This window comes from Kribbella sp. NPDC026596 (assembly GCF_040638415.1).
Classification (GTDB): domain Bacteria; phylum Actinomycetota; class Actinomycetes; order Propionibacteriales; family Kribbellaceae; genus Kribbella.
On the sequence record NZ_JBEZYF010000073.1, the window covers coordinates 1 to 20537 of the forward strand.

Genomic DNA, 20537 nt, shown 5'->3' on the forward strand with positions numbered 1-20537 from the left:
GGTACGACGAGATAACGAACAGGTGCTGTGGTCATGGGGCCTCCCGGCCTGGACTGAGGAGCGGAGGGAGCGAAGCGACTGGAGCGACGAGGGAAGGCCGGGAGCCAAGGCCCCATGACCCTGCCGGCGCCGAAGGCCCGGCCAAAAGCTCAGCTAGTCCTGCCAGCTGATTTCGAGGCGGTCGGGCTCGGCTTTGACGATCTGGCCGGTTCCGCTGGAGCCGCGATCCAGCCGGCCGCCGGCGTCCCAGCGCCCTGCCGGACGTGCCTCCGGTGCGTCACCCCGGCCGATCGCGTACTCGACCATGGTGCCGTCCGGGCGGAACTCCACCCCCCGCCGGCCACGGGCCGGCGGGAAGGCGAAGTCGTCGCGGCGGTAGACGCTGACCCCGTCGTGGTCCTCCTCGAACGAGTGCGTCCAGCGCCCGACCGGTGATCCGCTCAGCTGGTCACCCCCTGCATGGCGGAAGCGGCAGGCATCGACTCCGGGATGGTGACCTTGAAGTCGCTGATGACGCCGCCGAGCGGTTCGTACCCGGTGACCGACGGTCCCCAGTTCGAGCCGTCCCACCACTTGTGCCACAGCTGCTTGTCGGTGCCGGTGACGAACACGTCCAACCGGTTCTGGGCCCACGAGACAACCCGCGGCTCGTCGGTGCAGATCCCGCCCAGGTACTCGTAGCCGGTGACCGACGGTCCCCACGCGGATCCGTCCCACCACTTGTGGTACAGCGCGGAGTCGGTGCCGAGCACGAACACGTCGAGCCGGTCCGAGCCCCACGAGACAACGGTCGGCGCCGTCGTACACACGCCGCCCATGTACTCCCAGCTCGACCAGGACGAGCCGTCCCACCACATGTGGTACAGAGCGGAGTCGGTGCCGATGACGAACATGTCGAGCCGGTTCTGGCCCCAGGCAACGACCCGTGGCGGCGAAGCACAGATGCCGCCGAGGTACTCGTAGCCGGTGACGGACGGTCCCCAGTTCGCCCCGTCCCACCACTTGTGGTAGACCGCGTTGTCCGTGCCGAGCACGAACACGTCCAGCCTGTCCTTGCCCCAGGCAACGACCTCGGGCGGGCTCATGCAGATGCCGCCCATGTATTCGTACCCGGTGGCCGACGGTCCCCAGTTCGCCCCGTCCCACCACTTGTGGTACAGCGCGCGGTCGGTGCCAAGGACGAACGCGTCCAGCCGGTTCGGGCCCCAGGTGGCCAGTCGCGGCGGGCTCTGACAGACGCCGCCGAGGTACTCGTACCCGGTGACGGACGGTCCCCAGTTCGCCCCGTCCCACCACTTGTGGTACAGCGCGTGATCGGTGCCGAGGACGAACGCGTCGAGGCGGTTCGGTGCCCAGGACGCGACTTCAGGAGCACTCATGCAGATACCACCCATGTACTCGTAGCCCGCGACGGACGGTCCCCAGTTCGAGCCGTCCCACCACTTGTGATACATCGCCAGGTCGGTGCCGAGCACGAACGCGTCCAGCCGGTTCGCGCCCCACGCCACCACCGAGCCGGCCGGTTCCGGCGTACTGATGCCGCCGCCGAAGATCGGCAGACTCTTGCGCACGGTGTCCAGACAGGCCTGCATCCGGGCCACCTGGTCGGCGGTGAACATCACCATGCCGCGGTCGTCGGTGTAGTCCATGTAGTCGTAGAACAGGTCACCGTTCGGCCCGTTGCTGCACGTCACGTGCGGGAACGTCGGTACGCCGAAGTTCGGGCCGGCCGCGTTCGGGGTGTCGGCGCACTCGTCGCTGCCGCTGCAGCCACTGCCGTCGTCGCCCCAGATGTGGAACAGGTTCAGGTAGTGCCCGACCTCGTGGGTCGTCGTCCGCCCGAGGTCGAACGGTGCGGCCGCCGTACCGCCGGTGCCGAACCCGCTGTGCAGGATGACCACGCCGTCGGTGTTCGCCGGACCGCCCGGGAACTGCGCGTACCCGAGCAGACCGCCGCCGAGCTGGCAGACCCAGATGTTGAGGTAGTGATCTGTCGGCCACGGGTCGATACCGCCGGTGGACGACTTCTTCACCTTGTCGTCGGTGCCGAAGCTCGCCGTACTGGTCTGGGTCCGGGTCACGCCGGTGGTCGGGTTCCCGTTCGGGTCCTGGGTCGCCAGGAAGAACTCGATCCGGCTGTCCGTGATCAGGCCGCTGAACACCCCCGGCACGATGCTCGTGTCGGGGTTCGTCGCCCGGAAGTCGCGGTTCAGAACGTCGATCTGGTTGTCGATCTGGGCCTGCGAGATGTTCTGCGCGGCGGTGTTCCAGACCACGTGGACGACGCACGGGATGCGGGCGATCCCGGAGAAACGCTGCGGACCGGAGACGTAGTCCATCGTCGCCGTCTCGAGCGCCGCCCGGTTGGCGGCGTACTCGGCTGAGGTCGTCAGCAGCCGCCGGTGCACATCCATCACACCGCACTGCCGCTGGCTCGGGTACTCGGTGCGCCCGTCCGCGCCGCTCATACCGGCACCACTGGCCTGGCCGCCACCACTCATGCCCGCTCCACCTGGCTGGCCGCCGCCACTCACGCCGCCGGCCGGTTGGCCGCCGCCGGTCATGCCCGCTCCACTGGGCTGGCCGCCGCTCATGCCGGCGCCGCCCGAGGCCGGTGCACCGGTCATCCCGGTCATCGGCATGCCATTCGCCGCGGGCTGTCCATTCGCGCCCGACTCGGCTGCCTGGGCCTCACCCGGCATCCGGTAGTCGTCGTCGCGGTGCTTGTCCGCGCGCCCGTTGGCCTTCCTCGGCATCTCTCCCCCTTCCAGCGGGGGCGCACGAGCAGGTCGGGACCGCACCCGGTCCCGGACCGAAGAGCTTCTTCCCCCAGCCCGCCCAATCGATCGAAGGCGACACGTGCCACCTCCCCCTACCGAGCAGCCGGCCCCCAAGTCGCTGCTCACGTTTCACCTTGCTCTCCTCACCGCCCGCACACAAGCTTTCGCGCACCGGCAGTCAACTCCGCCAAACCCCCACCCCCCGTTGAAGACTTGCTTGAAACCTCAAGAGCAACGCGGGCCTGTCAGGGGAGTGTGATGCGGCGCAGGGTTTCGGTTGTCAGCTGGGCTTGGATACCGCGGGCGTCGCCTTGGACGACAGACAGAACTTCGGGGCTGGTGAAGAGTGGTTGCAGGCCGGGTGGGATGTCTCCGGCGGGTTTCCTGGCGCCGATCTCGGTAAGGCGGTCGGGGTAGTGGGCTAGGTAGGTGCTGAGCTTGGGCCAGCGGAGGCTGAGGATTGTCCAGAGGGCGGTCTCCTGTTCGCGGAGGTGGTCGTCCTCGAGGTTCACGCCCTGCAGGGTCTCGATGCCTCGGGCGATGCCGTAAGCGTTGACGAGCCGTTTCATCGAGCGCGGGTTGGGGTCGTTGCCGAGCAAGGCGCGGAACGGCTGCAGCGTATGGGTGTTGGCCTGCTGGGCGCGTTCGCTGACCATCTCGACCGCGACCACCTCACGCCGGGCCTGGATCTCGGCCGTCGTGTTTCCGGGGTTCTTGGCGACCTCTAGTCGTACGGCGTCGGGCGGCAGGTCACCCAGATCCGCGGCAGCCGTCCGCCGGGCCTGCTCGATGTCGTGTTCGCCCGGCACCGTGGGCGAGCGGAGAATGCGCTCCCAGAACGCATCGATCCGGTTGGTCGCCTGCGGTAGTCCGGTGGAGATCTGGAAGGTCTTCTCCAGGAACAGGTAGCCGACCGGCCGGCCCGGTTCGCCGGACACGCTGACGAAGCTCGCGTACTCGTCGGCATAGCTGTCGGCCAGCCAGTCCCGGTCGGCGGCGATCACGTAGGTGACCGGGATGTCCCGGAAGAGCGTCTGGATTCCCTCCAGAAGCTCGACGACATAAGGGCCTTTGCACCGATCCAGGTCATCGATCATGACCACGATGTCGTGATGGATCCACCGGGTCAGGTCGGCGAGGTGCTCCTGGACCAGGCGCATCGGGTCGTTCGTGTTCGCGATGAACCTCCGGGCGCCGCGGGCCGACGTACTGAACACCCATCGGCCCATCGCGTGCACCAGGCCCCACACGGTCAGCGCGGGCGTGATGATCGCGGCGGCGGTGACGAGGATTCCGCGGAACGTGTCGGGGGTGAGTTTCTGGCCGGTCGTCGTACCGAACAAGTCCGTGCGCCACGCGAGTACGACGAGTCCGGCGACGGCCATCAGCGCGAGGTAGCCGGGCCAACCGCCCTTGGATCGCCAGATCCACTCGCGGATCCGCAGCATCACCGCGCGTTTCCGGTCGAACGTTGCGAGCTCGCGGACGGCGCCGGAGTACAGCGCGGTCATCAGCCACCACCACGGTGGCTCGATTCGTTGGTGCCGCCAAGCGTTGAAGTCGACGACGACGGAACGGGTCGCCTGGGCGGCCGGATCGTCCTGGCGCAGCTCGGCGGCCAGGAAGTTCAGGACGGACGTCTTGCCGGCGCCCCAGGGTGCGTGCAGATGGATGATGAAGGCGCCACCACGCCTGGCCCGCGGGTCCGGTGCGGTGGCGTTGTTGTGCTTCTCCTCCAGCCGGGCGTCCCGGATCCGGCGGGCGAGCACCCGCGCGAACCCCTGCCTACCCAGCTCGTCCACCACCGCCGGCCCGTCGGTGTGCGTCGGCACGAACTCCTCCCGCCGAGGCGCCGTACGCACGGTCGGCTGAACCGGCTCGCCGACGGGGGAGTGCCCTACCGACGCAGACGACGAGGGGCCGACGGACGCTGACGACGGGGGACTGGCGCTCGCTGACGAGGAGGTCGGGGACGGCGCGGTGTCGGCGGAGGTCGGGGACGGCGCGGTGTCCTTGGAAGGCGAGGACGGCGCGGTGTCCGTGGAAGACGAGGACGAGGAGGGCGCGGCGGAGGAGATGCCGAAGGAGGAGGCGGTCTTTGCCTGGGGTTGGCCCCCGGCGGGATTTGCTGTGAGGTCCAGCCGGGCCAGCTCGTCGTACTGCGACTGCTCGAGGACGTAGATCCGTGCCGACACCGCACTGGTGCTCTGACCGACGGCATCCACGATGGCACGGAACGAATCAGCTGCAGGCAGGGCTCCCGCGCCAGACCCGAGCAGTGGAAACGCGATCGTACGCCCGAGATCCTCAGCGAGGACCATCGCCCGGCCCGCCGCCGACCGGACCCAGTCCAGCTTCGTGCTCTGGTCATCCGCGACCACGGCCGCCAGCAGGATGACCGGTTTCGTCACCCCCTTCGCACCGGCTCGCCAGGCAGGTACGACTTCCCCCGGTTCCAGGTGGTCCGGTGTGCTGATCGGGAAGGATACAAGGCGCTCGCTGAGGTTCGGTGCAATGCTGCCGAACGTGCTGCACGGGACGACGACCACAGCGTCGTCGCCGCCGAACATGTCGCCGAGCACGAGCTCGACCCGGCTGGTCCCCACCGCCGGAGGTTCCCTCGTAGCCATGGCCGTACCCCCTCGTCGACCGATCCTGCGCACAGGTGCTGACCAAAGGCTGACAGTGACTACGGACAGTGTCGAGACCCCGGGCTGACCTCAGCTGATGGGGATCCAGCCGGTTTGGTTGTGCCAGTGGTCGCCTCGGCGGAGGTGGGTGACGATTGCTCGTTCGAGAGTGGTTTGTTGTGGGAGCTTGTCGAGTAACGCGGCTGGTCCGAGGCGGCCGAGTTGGAAGCCGACTCCCGAGAACACCAGCGGCAAGCCCCACGTTGCGTCCAACCCCGGCCGACCGGTGAGGGCTCGGGAGGATGCCAGTTCCTTGCCCAGGGCGCTCAACGAGTCCCATGACTCGTTGTCAGTGAGACAAACACGAGGATCGCCTCCCACAGTCGTGAGCCTGCCGATCAGGCTCTCGGGGTGGGGGGTGACCGTCCTAATGGGTTTCCTCCAGCAAACTAGCAGTCCAGCTCGAGTTCCCAGGTGGTCCGCTGGGCGGTCGGCCGGAAGCCGAGCTTTTCGTTGACGGCGATCATCGGGGTGTTTTCGGGAGCGTTCCAGGTGTGGAGTACGGCGGGGTGGTCGAGGCCGGCCTGGAGAGCGCGGACGTTGGGAACCTTGACGGCGACGCCCAGGCCGCGGCCGCGATGTGCCGGGTGAACGTAGGTGTCGTACTGGCTGAGACGGTCCGGAGTCTCCGGAGTGCCGCCCATCTGGGTGTACGCCGCCAGCGCGCCGGACGCGGTGTGGACGGCGGCCGTCGAATAGGTGAATCGGCCTTGCGCAACACGACGGGCCTCGGCTTCGCGGATCAGCGCCGGGGTCCAGGTAACCGCCTCAACTGAGCGCTCGCCGGTCGGTACGTCTTCGCTCATCCCGGTCTGCAGATCGGCGAACTCCTCGAGCCACTCGTCGGGGGCGCACTCACGCCACTGCACGATCTCGTAGCCGGGCACCGGTCGATCCAGCGCTGCGAGCGCGTCCACGGCCAGCGGCAGCTCGAGCACCTGGTGCAGTTCGGCATGCTTTCGGACGAACCCGCGCGCGGCGGCGAACGCCGCGTACCAGGACTGTCGCCCGTCACCGGATCACCGGCGGCGTTGAACCCGGACAGCACCCGACGCCCGTCGGCCCGGGCCAGCTCGATCACCGCCTCCAGCAGCCGCGTCGCGACCCCTTGGCGCCGGTACGACGGAACCACTGCGAGCTCCACGTCGACGGTGTCGGTGTTGTCGAGCAACCACCAGTCGAGCCACGCGATCCCGGCCCACGTGTCACCGTCGACCAGCCCCAGCCCGTCCGCCCGCTGGTCCGAGTGGTCACCGGTGAACAACACCCGAGCCTCTTCCAACCCCAGTCCGACAGGAAACTCGAGCTCCTCCCGCCGCACGTCGAACTTCACCTCGTAAAACCGCTTGAAAACCTCAGGATCCCGGCCGTCGACCGTCACAATGCGCACCCGCGGACCCTACGGCGCCGCGGCGTGCAGCGCGCGGGAATTAGTGGTGTGGGCGGAGGGCGCGGTTGGCGGCGGGTTCGGCTATTTGGGCTCGGAAGGAGTTGGCGGGGTAGACGCCGAGGATGCGGACCTCGACGGAGAAGAAGGCGAGCTCCTCCAGGGCCAGGGCGACGTTGGGGTCTTCTGGGTGGCCCTCGATGTCGGCGTAGAACTGGGTGGCGAAGAACATGCCGCCCAGTTGGTACGACTCCAGCTTCGTCATGTTCACGCCGTTGGTCGCGAAGCCCCCGAGCGCCTTGTACAGCGCGGCCGAGACGTTGCGGACCCGGTAGACGAAGCTGGTGATGATCGGACCCGATCCGACCGGAGGTACGTCGGGCTCCCGCGAGAGCACCAGGAACCGGGTGGTGTTGTGGTGCTCGTCCTCGACATCGGAGGCCAGCGTCTCCAAGCCGTACAGCGACGCCGCGGCACGCGGGGACAACGCGGCGACCGTGGGATCGGCCAGCTCGGCCACCTCGCGGGCGGCGCCGGCGGTGTCGTCGGCAACCACCGTGGACCAGCCGTGCTCGCGGATGATCTTGCGGCACTGCCCGAGCGCGTGCACGTGGCTGCGGACGGTCCGGATCGTGTCGATCGACGCGCCCGGTACGGCGAGCAACTGGAAGTGGATCGGCAGGAAGTGCTCGCCGACGATGTGCAGCCCGGACTCCGGCAGTAGGTGGTGGATGTCGGCCACCCGGCCGGCGATCGAGTTGTCCACCGGGATCATCGCGAGCCCGGCCCGGCCGCTGCTGACCGCCTCGAGGGCGTCCTCGAACGTCGTACAGGGCAGCTGCTCGCGGTCCGGGAACATTTCGGTGCACGCCATCGCCGAATTGGCGCCTGGCTCACCCTGGTAAGCGATCGGTCCGTCCACAGTCCACCAGACTAGACCTGCCGTGTCTCACAAGACGGATCAGGTGTCCGTCTTGCGGACCTTCTTCGGCGCTCCGGTGACCGCGCGGCCTTCCAGCGCCTTGGCCTTGGTGGCGTACATGTCGATGTACTCCTGGCCGGACAGCTCCATGATCTTGTACATGATCTCGTCGGTGACCGCGCGCAGGATCAGCCGGTCGCTCTCCATCCCCTCGTACCGGGAGAAGTCCAGTGGCTCGCCGAACTTGATCGTGGGGGAGGCGAACGAGGCGACCACCTTGCCGGGCGGGGCGACCACGTCGGTACCGATCACACCGCACGGGATGACCGGGACCTTCGCCTCGAGCGCCAGCCGGGCGACGCCCGTACGGCCCTTGTAGAGGCGGCCGTCGTGCGAGCGGGTGCCCTCGGGGTAGATGCCGAACAGCTCGCCGCGCTCGAGCACCTTCATCCCGGCCCGCATCGCGCCCTCGGACGCGGACCCGCCGGACCGGTCGATCGGGACCTGGCCGGTGCCCTTGAAGAACCCGCGCTGGAACCGGCCCTTGATCCCGGCGCCGGTGAAGTAGTCGGACTTCGCCACGAACGTGACCCGGCGCCGGAGCACCAGCGGCATGAAGATCCAGTCGGCGTAGGAGAGGTGGTTGCTGGCGATGATCGCCGGACCCAGCTCGGGGATGTTCTCGGCGCCGACCACGTTCGGCCGGAAGATGCGCTTGACCGGTGGACCGAGCAGCACATTCTTCAGCACCCAGTAGATGCCCTTGCCGTCGCCGTCGCCGTCTCCGGCATCCACGACCGCAGCGTCCGGCTCAGGCCGCCGCGACTGCGCCGGTTCCGTCATCGATGTCCTTTCCTCACAGTTCCCCGATCCCTCATGATGCCGCACGACGGCCCGGATGGCCCGCACGCCGCCACGCGGGAACGCCTCACACCCGGCGGCGGATCTTCGTAAGCTGCTGACGGCAGCGTCGCCCGGCTGGGGAGGACTTGTGCGGACCAGAGGACTGACAGCAGTACTGGGGGTGCTGGCGGCAGTGTTCGCCGGCGCCGGTACGACGGCCTCAGCGGGTACGACGGAAGCGCCGGCGGCCACCGTGGTGCCGATCCAGGTCACCGGACCGGCCGCCTCCCGGTTCAACCTGGTCGTGATGGGCCACGGCTACACCGCGGCCGAGCTGCCGAAGTTCCGCGAGCAGGTCGACAAGCACCTGAACATCCTGTGGAGCATCGAGCCGTTCAAGTCGTACCGCAACTACGTCAACGTGTACGCGGTCGAGATCACCTCGCCGCAGAGCGGGGTCGACTGCGATCCCGGCCTCACGTCGCCCAAGGTCGACACCCCGCTGCAGATGGGCTTCTGGGGCGGCTGCAACCCGGGCAGCGTCCAGCGCCTGCTCACGGTCAGCTCCACCGCCGCCGCCCAGTACGCCGACCTCGTCCCGGGCACGACGTCGGCCAACCGCCAGATTCTTGCTATTGGCAACAGCGACACGTACGGCGGCGCCGGCGGAAGCTACGCGACCGCCTCGGGCGGCAACGCGCTGTCCGCCCTGATCACCCCGCATGAGCTCGGCCACTCACTCGGTGGTCTGCAGGACGAGTACGACTACTACGCCCGCGGTGCGCGCGGAGCGCCGTACGAAGGACCTGAACCGTCGTCCATTCACCACACCTTGCTGACTGAGCAGCAGATGCGGGACCAGCAGCAGAAGTGGTTCCGCTGGCTCGGCGAGCCGTCCGAGTCCGGAGGCGCGATCGGCCGCTACGAGGGCGGGATGTACGCCGGATCCGGGGTCTGGCGTCCCAGCGCGCACTCGATGATGAAGGCGCTCGGGTACTACTTCGACCAGGTCTCCCGGGAGCGGATGACGCAGCGGATCTCGGCCCGAGCCTCGCTGTTCCAGGGCAGCACGCCGACTGGGCAGGTCGCCGCCGACCAGGTCGTCTGGCTGCAGACGCTGCACCCGGTGAACCACGAGCTCGACGTCACGTGGACCTTGGACGGTACGGCGCTCCCGACCGCGAACGCCCGTGCGGTCGACCTCTCGACCGTCGAGCTCGCGCCGGGTCTGCACACGCTCACCGCGTCGATTGTCGACAATACGACGTTCATCCGGGACCCCGCAGTACGCCCGACCGCCTCGCGCTCGTGGACCGTCAACACGACCCTCCACCCCACGCCGTCGGGCGAGCCGGTGAATTTCACCGGGTCGACGTCGACCGAGCATCCGGTGAGCGCCGACGAGGTCGTGTACGCCGAGACGACGCAGTCCGACACGTCGCAGCCTGCCGTCGAGTGGCTGGTAGACGGAAAGCCGGTCGCTAACCCCGGAAACGACCGCGACCTGGACCTCGCGCCGCTGAAACTGACCGGCCCGCACACGCTGACCGCCCGTGCCGGCACCGAGACCCTGGTCTGGACCGTCGACGGCGTCGAGCCCGAGGTGCGGTCGACGATGTCCGAACCGCTGCTCACGGTGCAGAAGGCGACGGGTCCGGAGTACATCTACAACGACGCGTTCACGATGGGCCTGGCAGCGACGGACGACAGCCCGGGGTACGTCGTACCGGAGTTCCGGGTGGACGGGGACGGTTGGTACAACTACTACGGCTGGCCCACCGACGCGTCCGCGCCGTTCCGCTTCACCGCCGCGGGAACCGAGATCGACCAGCTCGTCTACGGCAAACTCGGCGTACCACGGGTGGTGCCGTGGGACGACGCACCGCCCGGGTATGGCCGGCATCAGGTCGAGTACCGCGCGATCGATGCCTCAGGCAACATCGGTACGCCGCGCCGGTTCGCGGTCACGTTGCTGCGCCCGGCCCCTACGTGCACGACCACGATCACGAACGTCTGGAACGGGCCGCTCTACGTGCGAACCGGCGTGACCTGCCTGGTCGGTGCAACGGTCAACGGTCCGGTCGTGGTCGGCGCCGGCGCGTCCTTGGTCGCCACGGACAGCCGGATCGTCGGACCGGTCCAGGCAGAGCGAGCCGCCGACCTCCAGTTGTTGCGGAGCACGGTCGGGGGACTGGTGTCGGCCGACGGCGTCACGCAGTCCGTCGTCGTGGTCGGGACCGCGGTCAAGGGCCCGGTGTCCGTGACCAAGTCGGCGGCCGCCGTACTGGCTGGGAACACGATCAACGGTCCGCTGACCTGCTCCGGTAACGCCCCGGCGCCGGTCAACCTCGAGGCGCCGAACCAGGTCTCCGGCCCGCGGTCCGGCCAATGCGCCCGTCTGTAAAGGGAAATCGGTTGACCGTCGAACGGGTCGGTGTGAGGCTCCGTTGCCGTGTCCCAGGTCGCGAAGCTGCACGATGACGAAGTAGATATCGACGCGTCGCTGGTGGCGCGCCTACTGGCGGAGCAGTTCCCGGAGTGGGCCGCGCTGCCGATTCGGGTCGTCACCTCGTCGGGGACCGACAACGTGACGTTCCGCGTGGGCTCCGACCTCGCTGTCCGGTTGCCGCGCACCGCGTGGGCTCAGGGCCAGGTGGAGAACGACCTGCTCTGGCTACCGCGACTAGGCCCGCACCTTCCACTCGCCGTACCCGAGCCGCTGGCGATCGGGGCGCCGGGTGCGGGCTATCCCTTCACCTGGGGCGTGTACCGGTGGCTGGCCGGCGAGTCCTTCCAGCTCGCTCAACTCGCCGACCCGGTGGCCGCCGCACGCGACCTCGCCGGGTTCGTCCGCTGTCTGCAGGCGGTCGACACGACCGGAGCGCCCGTACCACCGGACGACCCGTTCAGCCGCGGTACGCCGCTCGCACCGCGGGACGACCTCTTCCGTACGGCGCTCGACGAGTTGCGGGACGAGTTCGACACCGGACTCGTGCTCGCCGCCTGGGGCGCGTCGCTGGCGGCCGCGGGACCCGGGTCGGCGAAGTGGATCCACGGCGATCTCATGCCGGGCAACCTGCTGGTGGCCGACGGCCGGCTCACCGCGGTCATCGACTTCGCCACCGCCCGGGCCGCCGACCCGGCCGGCGATCTGCTGGCGGCCTGGTACTCGTTTGAAGGCGACTCGCGGCGCGCCTTCCGCGACGCCCTGGACGTCGATGACGACACCTGGGCGCGCGGGCGCGGCTGGGCGCTGTCCCTGACGATGATCGCGATCCCGTACTACCGGACCCGCGATCCGGAAGCGGTGAGCGGTGCCCACGCGTTCGTCGCCGACATCCTGGCCGACTTCGCCGCGACTGAGTCGCGCTGACATGGATGTGAGTTTCGGCGACATGTCCGTGAAAGGTCCGGTCCAATAGCTTTTCCGGTGCGGGGCGTTCCCGCCGTACTGGAGGAGAGAGATGAACGGACTGCGGGTGGCGTCGTTGATGGCGGCCACGATGACGACCGGACTGGTGGCCGGCGTGTACGCGAGCTACGCGAACGCGGTCATGCCAGGCCTGGCGAAGACCGACGACAAGACCTTCGTCGGCGCGTTCCAGGCGGTCGACCGGGCCATCGTCAATCCGCTGTTCCTCGGGCTCGGGTTCGTCGGCGCGCTGCTGTTCACGCTGCTGGCCGGCCTGCTGTCCCTCACAGAGAAGGCGCTGCCGTGGATCGCGATCGCCTTCGTGCTCTACCTGGTCACGATGATCCTGACGATCGCGATCAATGTCCCGCTCAATGACGCCATCAAGGCCGCCGGCGATCCGAACACGATCGACGTCGCCGCCGTCCGCACCGCCTTCGACGAGGCCAAGTGGCGCACCTTCAACCTGATCCGCACCATCCTCGGAACTGTTGCCTTCGGCCTCCTCAGCTGGGCCCTCTACGTCACCGGCAAGTCCGCCGTCCAGCCCTGAAATCGGCCATCAGACCCCGCGGCAACCGCTTGCCGCGGGGAAGCCTGACACAATGCGGTGGTGCCACCTGTTCAAGCTCCGCCGTCGCAGCAACTCCCCGCGGTCCAGAAACTGCGGGTCCGGTTCGCCAAGCGCGGGCGGCTGCGATTCACCTCACACCGCGACTTCCAGCGGGCGTTCGAGCGCGCCGTCCGCCGGGCCGAGCTGCCGGTGGCGTTCTCGCACGGCTTCAGCCCGCACCCGAAGATCTCGTACGCCGGTGCCGCGCCGACCGGAGCCGCCTCCGAGGCGGAGTATCTGGAGATCTCGCTCACACAGGAGCGGGACGCCGAGCAGGTCCGGTCCGCCCTGGACGAGGCGTTGCCGCCCGGTCTCGACGTACTCGAGGTGGTTGTCGCAGGCCCCGGCGGGCTGGCCGAGCGGCTGGAGGCGAGCGAGTGGCTGATCTCGTTGCCCGGCGTGGATCCGGAGGCGGCCACCGGCGCGGTGGAGGCGTTCCTCGCCCGGGAGGAAATTCTGGTCGAGCGCATGACCAAACGGGGACTTCGATCGTTCGATTGTCGGGACGCCGTTCTCCGACTCACCGTCGGCAGTGAACCGGGGTCTGTTGAGACGTGTGCGATACTGCAAGTGGTGTTACGGCACGGAACCCCGGCCGTGAGACCCGACGACGTTCTCGCCGGATTGCTGGCGGTAGCGGCGCTCCCGGTGACGGGCCCGGCTCTTCTGACCAGGCTCGCCCAGGGCCCGCTCATCGCGGCGACCGGCACGGTGGACGACCCGCTCGCTCGTGACCGCGACGCCACCCAGGCGACCGCGACCGGCCAGGCAGGTCCTCACCAGACGCATTCAGCGGAGGGCGACGCCGCCGCTCCCACCGAGCCCTGAGCACGGGCGGAGCGGATCCAGCAGGCTTCCGCCGTACCGGCACCGTTGCCGGAACAGCGAACCGTGACCGCCTTCGAAGTGGCTGCGCCCGGACCCGTGACAGGGGTCGCAGGATGCGCCGGAAGGCTTGAGGAGACCGCACCACATGCTCGACAACGAGCCGACCACCGAAGCAGCCGACCCGGCTGCCACCGCCCAGCCGGCCGCCCGCAGAACTGCGAAGAAGGCCGCTACCAAGACCACCACGACGCGCAAGCGGACGGTCAAGAAGATCGCCGCTGCCGAGGAGGTCCCCACCCAGTCCGACGGCGAGACCGCCGACCCGGCACCGGTGAAGAAGGCCGCCGCGAAGAAGGCGGCCGCCAAGAAGACCACGGTCAAGAAGACCGCCGCCAAGAAGACCGCTCAGCGCCCGGCCAAGAAGACCGCGGCCCAGGACGCGTTCCCGGAGCTGATCGAGGAGCCGGAGACCACTCCGGCCGACGGCGGCCCGGTTGTTGAGAGCGCACCGGCGGCGAAGAAGACCACCCGCAAGCGCACCGCGAAGAAGACCGCCGCGACCGGCCTGACGACCGCTGACTCGCCGGTCACCGACGGCCCGGTCGCCGACGCCGAGACCACCCCTGGCTCCAGCGCGACCGAGGTTGCGCCCGCCGCGAAGCGCTCGTCCCGGCGCCGTGGCTCCCAGCCTGCCGTCGAGGAGGCGCCGAGCGCCATCTTCCCGACCGCGGACGCCGCGGCCACCGACTCACCCGCCGAGGGCACCGAGACCGCGGCCCCGGCCGACGAGTCGTCTACCCGCCGGACGCGCCGCCGTGCGCCGGCCGCCGCGGCCGTGCTCTTCCAGGCGCCGACCAACGTACCGACTCAGGCTCCCGCCCAGGCCACGGCGACCAGCCCGGTCGAGGCGACCCCCGAGGCCGCAACGACGACTGCCGGTGCCGAGCCGGGTGCCGAGGAGCAGCCGACGACCCGCCGTCGCCGGAGCCGCCGCGGTCGCGACACCGAGACCCGTGAGGCCGAGACCCGCGAGGGTGACACCCGCGAGGTCGGGGCTCGCGAGACCGACACCCGCGACGCCGACGGCGCCGAGACCGCTGCCGAGCCGACCCGGCGGTCGACCCGTACCAGGGCCGGCGCCAAGGCCGGCGCGACGACCGGTCAGCAGGCGGACGAGACCACCGACGAGGACGAGGCGGCGGACGAGGCGGCCGACGCGCAGTCCGAGGACGGCGAGGAAGGCGGCGAGGGAACCCGTCGCCGCCGTCGCCGCCGCGGTGGCCGTCGTCGCCGCAAGTCCGGTGACAACGAGAACGACACCGACGACAACGCCGACGAGCAGGCGGACGACGACGAGCAGGACGAGACCGAGGCCGAGTCCGGCTCGGACGACGAGCAGGACTCGTCGGCCGACTCCGACGAGGACGGCGACACCACGGGCAGTTCGTCCCGGCGCCGCCGGCGTCGTCGCCGCCGCAAGGGCGAGGAGGGCGGCTCCGCGTCCCCGGACGACCCCGACGAGACCGTCGTTCGGGTCCGGGAGCCGCGCAGCAAGAACACCGCGAACGAGATCACCGCGGTCGAGGGCTCGACCCGGCTGGAGGCGAAGAAGCAGCGCCGCCGCGAGGGCCGCGCCGCCGGCCGCCGCCGGGCGCCGATCGTCACCGAGGCCGAGTTCCTGGCCCGGCGCGAGTCGGTCGAGCGGACCATGGTGATCCGCGCCCGCGGCGACCTGACCCAGATCGCCGTCTCCGAGGACAACGTCCTGGTCGAGCACTACGTCGCCCAGGAGGAGCAGGTCTCGCTGATCGGCAACGTGTACCTCGGCCGGGTGCAGAACGTGCTGCCCAGCATGGAGGCCGCGTTCATCGACATCGGCAAGGGCCGCAACGCCGTGCTGTACGCCGGTGAGGTGGACTGGGCCACGCTCGGCGGGGCCAACGGCCCGCGCAAGATCGAGCAGGTGCTGAAGTCCGGCCAGGCCGTGCTGGTCCAGGTGACCAAGGACCCGATCGGCCACAAGGGCGCCCGGCTGACCAACCAGATCAGCCTGCCCGGCCGGTACGTCGTCTACGTCCCGCGCGGCGGCAACGGCGGCATCAGCCGCAAGCTGCCGGACACCGAGCGGAACCGTCTGAAGGGCATCCTCAAGGACATCGTCCCGGACGAGGCGGGCGTGATCGTCCGGACCGCGGCCGAGGGCGCGTCGGAGGAGGAGCTGACCGCCGACGTCAGCCGGCTGCAGAAGTACTGGAACGACATCGACAAGAAGTCGAAGGGCGGCCAGGCCCCGCAGTTGCTGCACGGTGAGCCGGATCTGCTGATCCGGGTGGTCCGTGACCTGTTCACCGAGGACTTCACCAAGCTGGTGATCTCCGGGGACGACGCCTACGACCAGGTCCGCGAGTACGTCTCGGATGTCGCTCCGCACCTGGCCGACCGGGTCGAGAAGTGGTCGTCGGACGGCGACGTCTTCTCGAACTTCCGGATCGACGAGCAGATCAAGAAGGCGCTGGACCGCAAGGTCTGGCTGCCGTCCGGTGGTTCGCTGATCATCGACCGGACCGAGGCGATGACGGTCGTCGACGTGAACACCGGCAAGTTCACCGGCTCCGGCGGCAACCTCGAGGAGACCGTCACCAAGAACAACCTGGAGGCGGCCGAGGAGATCGTCCGGCAGCTCCGGCTCCGCGACATCGGCGGCATCATCGTGATCGACTTCATCGACATGGTGCTGGAGTCGAACCGGGACCTCGTGCTGCGCCGGCTGGTGGAGTGCCTGGGCCGGGACCGGACCAAGCACCAGGTGGCCGAGGTCACCTCGCTCGGCCTGGTCCAGATGACCCGGAAGCGGATCGGCACCGGGCTGCTCGAGGCGTTCAGCGAGAACTGCGACCACTGCGGTGGCCGCGGCCTGATCCTGCACGACGAGCCGAAGGAGTCCCGCCGCCGCGACAGCCGCAACGGCCAGGACCAGAACAAGCCCGCCGCGCAGACCGACGAGCCACGCAAGTCGTCTCGTCGTCGCGGCCGCGGCAAGGGCCGTGGCGACGAGGAGCAGGCCGAGCCGGAGGCCACGCAGGCCACCGGTGACGCCGCCCAGCGCCTGGCCCAGATCGCCGCCGCGTCGTCCAAGAAGGATGAGGACGGCGCTGGTACGACGGAGACGCCGACCGGCTACCCGATTTCCGCGGCCGGCGACGAGCCGGTCAGCCCGGAGGCCACCGGCTTCCCGGTGTCCGCCGAGACGGCGGAGGTGACCACGACCGTCGGAGCCGAGGTCACCAGCGGCACCGAGTCGGTTGAACCCGCGGACGCGGGACAGAACGGGTCGGCGAAGACCGGGAGCACCAGGCGCCGGCGCAGCAGCCGGAGCCGGGGCAAGGCGGCCCAGGACGGTGACGCCGGCAGCGACACCACCGACTCCGCCGAGCTCGTCTCCACCAGCAACTGACGAGGTACGAACGGTGTCCCCGAGCAGCACGAAGCATCCCGGTCCGACCCGGTTTGACCCGTCTGTGAGGGGACCCGTAAACTTGAGCTTCGGCGCGCGTTCCGCGTGCCATGTTTGTGTGGGCCGCTAGAGGTCTGTGCAGGCCCCCAGAGGAACTTCCGAACCAGCAGAGAGTGAGATCCACGGTGTACGCGATCGTGCGCAGTGGCGGCACCCAGCAGAAGGTCGCCGTCGGCGATGTCATCGAGATCGACAGCCTGACGGATCAGGTCGGCGACACGGTGTCGCTGTCCGCAGTCCTCGTCGTCGATGGCGACACCGTGACGACCGATGCCGCCGCTTTGTCCAAGGTGGCCGTGTCGGCTGAGGTCCTCGGCCGCACCAAGGGCCCGAAGATCCACATCCTCAAGTACAAGAACAAGACCGGTTACCGCAAGCGCCAGGGGCACCGCCAGCACTACACCCAGGTCAAGGTCACCGCGATCGACGCGAAGAAGAAGTGAGCTGATCCAGACATGGCACACAAAAAGGGAGCTGCCTCGACCCGCAACGGTCGTGACTCCAACGCGCAGCGGCTCGGCGTGAAGCGCTTCGGCGGCCAGCTGGTCAACGCCGGCGAGATCATCGTCCGCCAGCGTGGCACCCACTTCCACCCGGGCAACCTGGTCGGCCGTGGTGGCGACGACACGCTGTTCGCGCTGGCGGAGGGCCACGTGGAGTTCGGCACCCGGCGCGGTCGCCGCGTCGTCAACATCGTCCCGGCCCCGGCGGAGTAACACCGCCACCCGGACGTATTCAAGCTCTGAGAAGGGCGGGTCGCGGAATACCGCGATCCGCCCTTCAGCTATGTAAGAGGCATTATCTCCAGCAGGAAGTAGAGAACATCGATGGCAATCCCCAGCTTTGTCGACCGCGTGACGGTGTTCGTCACCGCGGGCCGCGGCGGACACGGATGTGCCTCGGTGCACCGGGAGAAGTTCAAGCCCCTCGGCGGTCCCGACGGCGGCAACGGCGGTGACGGCGGCAGCGTGATCCTGCGCGTCGACCCGGACACCACGACACTCGTCGACTACCACCGCTCCAGCCACCGCGCCGCGACGAATGGTGCCCAGGGCAAGGGCGATCACCAGGCCGGCAGCAACGGCGGTGATGTCGTCCTGCCGGTCCCCGACGGCACGGTCATCAGTACGGCGGACGGCGTCGTACTCGCGGACCTCGTCGGCTCCGGCGCGGAATTCGTCGCGGCGCAGGGTGGCAAGGGTGGTCTGGGCAACGCGGCCCTGGCCAGCAGCGCCCGCAAGGCTCCCGGTTTCGCCCTGCTCGGTGAGGACGGCGAGGAGCGCACGCTCGTTCTCGAGCTCAAGGTCGTCGCGGACATCGGCCTGGTCGGGTTCCCGAGTGCGGGCAAGTCCTCACTGGTCGCGTCGATCAGCCGGGCCCGGCCGAAGATCGCCGACTATCCCTTCACCACCCTGATCCCGAACCTCGGTGTCGTGATCGCGGGGGAGACCACCTTCACGGTGGCCGACGTGCCCGGGCTGATCGAGGGCGCGAGTGAGGGGCGCGGGCTCGGGTACGACTTCCTGCGGCACGTGCAGCGGTGCGCGGCACTGGTCCACGTCATCGACTGTGCGACGTACGAGCCGGGCCGGGATCCGCTCAGCGACCTGGACACGATCGAGGCCGAGTTGGAGGCGCACGGTGGGCTCGAGGACCGGCCGCGACTCGTTGCCCTGAACAAGATCGACGTACCGGACGCCCGGGACATCGCCGAGATGGTGCAGGCCGAGCTGGAGCAGCGCGGGTTGCGGGTGTTCCCGATCTCGACCGCTTCGCACGAAGGTCTGGAGGCCCTGAAGTTCGCGATGGCCGAGATCGTCGTACGGCGTCGTGCCGAGGAGTCCAAGCCCGACACCACGCGGATCGTGATCCGGCCGCAGGTGCAGGGCGGGCCCGAGTTCAAGGTCAAGAAGCTGCCGGACGACGGCGGCTGGCTGGTGCAGGGCGACAAGCCCGAGCGCTGGGTCAAGCAGACCGACTTCGCGAACGCGGAGGCGACCGGCTACCTGGCCGACCGGCTGAACCGGCTCGGCGTGGAGAAGGAACTGCTGGAGCGCGGTGCGCTCGAAGGCGATGCGGTCGTCATCGGTGACGGACCGAACGCGATCGTGTTCGACTTCGCGCCCGAGGTCCAGGCCGGGGCGGAGATCCTGGCCCGGCGCGGTGAGGACCACCGGCTCGAGGAGCCGCGTCCGGCCGTCCAGCGGCGTAAGCAGAAGGACACCGACTACCACGCTCACCGCTCGGGCGAGCTCGTCACCGATCGTTCGGAGTACGGGCAGGGCTGGGTCGAGGACGAGGTCGACCTGTCTCCGGCCGAGGCCAAGCGAGCGGCGGAGAAGGCGGAGAAGCTCGCGCCCAAGGACGCGCGCGAGCTCGAAGCTCAGCAGGAACTCGACCAGAACGGTTGACCCATGAAGGAACGCGCGGAGGTCGTCAAGGCCACGCGGATCGTCGTCAAGGTCGGCTCGTCGTCGCTGACCCAGCGCGGCAAGATCGACCTCGAACGGCTCCGGCTGCTCGTCGACGCCCTCGCGGCGCGGCGGGTGGAGGGGGCCGAGGTCGTGCTCGTCTCCTCCGGTGCGATCGCCGCCGGCCTGGCCCCGATGGGCCTGCGATCGCGACCGCGTGACCTGGCCACCCAACAGGCGGCCGCTTCGGTCGGCCAGGGTCTGTTGATGGCCCGGTACAGCGACGCATTCGCGGCGCACGGGCTGCGCGTCGGGCAGGTTTTGTTGACTGTCGACGATGTGACTCGGCGGAGTCACTACCGCAACGCGTACCGGACGTTCGCGCGGCTGCTCGAGCTGGGCGTCGTACCGATCGTGAACGAGAACGACACGGTCGCCACCACCGAGATCCGCTTCGGCGACAACGACCGGCTGGCGGCGCTGACGAGTCACCTCGTCCACGCTGATCTGTTGTTGCTGCTGTCGGACGTCGACGGGCTGTACGACGGGGATCCGCGCAAGCCCGGTACGTCGATGGTCGCCGAGGTCCGCGGACCCGCCGACCTCAAATCGCTGAGGATCGGCCGGAACGGGTCATCCGGAGTGGGCACCGGCGGCATGCACACGAAGGTCGAGGCGGCCGCGATCGCCACCGAGGCAGGGATTCCGGTCGTGTTGACGTCTGCCGCTCGGGTCGGCGAGGCTCTGAGGGGAGTGCCCGTCGGCACGCTCTTCCATCCCACCGGTCGCCGCCGCAAGACGCGTCTGCTCTGGCTGGCCCACGCCACCTCCGGCCAGGGCATCCTGCGCCTGGACGAAGGCGCGGTCCGGGCCGTGACACAACGCCGTACGTCGCTCCTCCCGGCCGGAATCTCCGCCGTCGAGGGCACCTTCTCCGCCGGCGACCCCGTCGACCTGGTCTCCCCGTCCGGCGTCGTCATCGCCCGTGGCCTGGTCAACTACGACGCCACCGAACTCCCCGACCTCCTGGGCCGCTCCACCCGGGACCTAGCCCGGGAACTCGGCGCCGCCTACGAACGAGAGGTAGTCCACCGCGACGACCTGGTCCTGCTGTAAAGGGGCCAGGGACCCTTGCCC

The 20537-nt window shown here is 69.3% G+C and carries 16 protein-coding genes; 9 read left to right on the forward strand and 7 right to left on the reverse strand.

All coding sequences use genetic code 11. The features are described from left to right. Positions 1-153: 153 nt before the first annotated feature. From AB0E63_RS38410 to AB0E63_RS38440, 7 genes are all read right to left on the reverse strand, one after another. On the reverse strand, positions 154-330 hold the full coding sequence (locus AB0E63_RS38410; protein WP_360377350.1) for a hypothetical protein: 177 nt from the start codon (positions 328-330) through the stop codon (positions 154-156). Between the two features lie 110 nt (positions 331-440). Continuing rightward, the gene (locus AB0E63_RS38415; RefSeq protein WP_360377353.1) at positions 441-2756 is read right to left on the reverse strand and encodes a M43 family zinc metalloprotease; all 2316 of its coding nucleotides are present in this window, start codon (positions 2754-2756) and stop codon (positions 441-443) included. Between the two features lie 269 nt (positions 2757-3025). Next, complete coding sequence (locus AB0E63_RS38420) at positions 3026-5386, reverse strand: P-loop NTPase fold protein (protein ID WP_360377355.1); 2361 nt, start codon at positions 5384-5386, stop codon at positions 3026-3028. 473 nt (positions 5387-5859) lie between these two features. Next, the gene (locus AB0E63_RS38425) at positions 5860-6357 is read right to left on the reverse strand and encodes a hypothetical protein (RefSeq protein WP_360377358.1); all 498 of its coding nucleotides are present in this window, start codon (positions 6355-6357) and stop codon (positions 5860-5862) included. Next, the gene (locus AB0E63_RS38430) at positions 6273-6803 is read right to left on the reverse strand and encodes a GNAT family N-acetyltransferase (RefSeq protein WP_360377360.1); all 531 of its coding nucleotides are present in this window, start codon (positions 6801-6803) and stop codon (positions 6273-6275) included. The genes AB0E63_RS38425 and AB0E63_RS38430 overlap by 85 nt, the downstream gene beginning before the upstream one ends. Positions 6804-6900: 97 nt before the next feature. Beyond that, positions 6901-7779 (reverse strand): prephenate dehydratase, encoded by an 879-nt coding sequence (locus AB0E63_RS38435; RefSeq protein ID WP_360377362.1) that lies wholly within the window; start codon positions 7777-7779, stop codon positions 6901-6903. Positions 7780-7818: 39 nt separating this feature from the next. After that, a complete protein-coding gene (locus tag AB0E63_RS38440; protein WP_360377364.1) occupies positions 7819-8622 on the reverse strand; it encodes a lysophospholipid acyltransferase family protein in 804 nt (267 codons plus the stop codon). A gap of 148 nt (positions 8623-8770) precedes the next feature. On the opposite strand from AB0E63_RS38440, the gene AB0E63_RS38445 reads away from it, so the two are divergent. From AB0E63_RS38445 to proB, 9 genes are all read left to right on the forward strand, one after another. After that, a complete protein-coding gene (locus AB0E63_RS38445; RefSeq protein WP_360377366.1) occupies positions 8771-11026 on the forward strand; it encodes a M64 family metallopeptidase in 2256 nt (751 codons plus the stop codon). 48 nt (positions 11027-11074) lie between these two features. Next, positions 11075-11995 carry an aminoglycoside phosphotransferase family protein gene (locus AB0E63_RS38450; protein WP_360377369.1) on the forward strand — a complete coding sequence of 307 codons (921 nt, stop codon included), beginning with the start codon at positions 11075-11077 and terminating at the stop codon, positions 11993-11995. Between the two features lie 91 nt (positions 11996-12086). Beyond that, positions 12087-12587, forward strand: coding sequence for an anthrone oxygenase family protein (locus AB0E63_RS38455; protein WP_360377371.1), 501 nt, complete (start codon positions 12087-12089; stop codon positions 12585-12587). Positions 12588-12647: 60 nt separating this feature from the next. Continuing rightward, a complete protein-coding gene (locus AB0E63_RS38460; RefSeq protein ID WP_360377373.1) occupies positions 12648-13475 on the forward strand; it encodes a TIGR03936 family radical SAM-associated protein in 828 nt (275 codons plus the stop codon). A 145-nt stretch (positions 13476-13620) separates the two neighbouring features. After that, complete coding sequence (locus AB0E63_RS38465; RefSeq protein ID WP_360377376.1) at positions 13621-16929, forward strand: Rne/Rng family ribonuclease; 3309 nt, start codon at positions 13621-13623, stop codon at positions 16927-16929. Between the two features lie 185 nt (positions 16930-17114). Beyond that, positions 17115-17432 carry a 50S ribosomal protein L21 gene (gene rplU, locus AB0E63_RS38470; RefSeq protein WP_012919954.1) on the forward strand — a complete coding sequence of 106 codons (318 nt, stop codon included), beginning with the start codon at positions 17115-17117 and terminating at the stop codon, positions 17430-17432. A 12-nt stretch (positions 17433-17444) separates the two neighbouring features. After that, positions 17445-17705 (forward strand): 50S ribosomal protein L27, encoded by a 261-nt coding sequence (gene rpmA / locus AB0E63_RS38475; RefSeq protein ID WP_112245816.1) that lies wholly within the window; start codon positions 17445-17447, stop codon positions 17703-17705. A gap of 111 nt (positions 17706-17816) precedes the next feature. Beyond that, the gene (gene obgE, locus AB0E63_RS38480) at positions 17817-19400 is read left to right on the forward strand and encodes a GTPase ObgE (protein WP_360377379.1); all 1584 of its coding nucleotides are present in this window, start codon (positions 17817-17819) and stop codon (positions 19398-19400) included. Positions 19401-19403: 3 nt separating this feature from the next. Continuing rightward, on the forward strand, positions 19404-20516 hold the full coding sequence (gene proB / locus AB0E63_RS38485; RefSeq protein ID WP_360377381.1) for a glutamate 5-kinase: 1113 nt from the start codon (positions 19404-19406) through the stop codon (positions 20514-20516). Positions 20517-20537 lie beyond the last annotated feature (21 nt).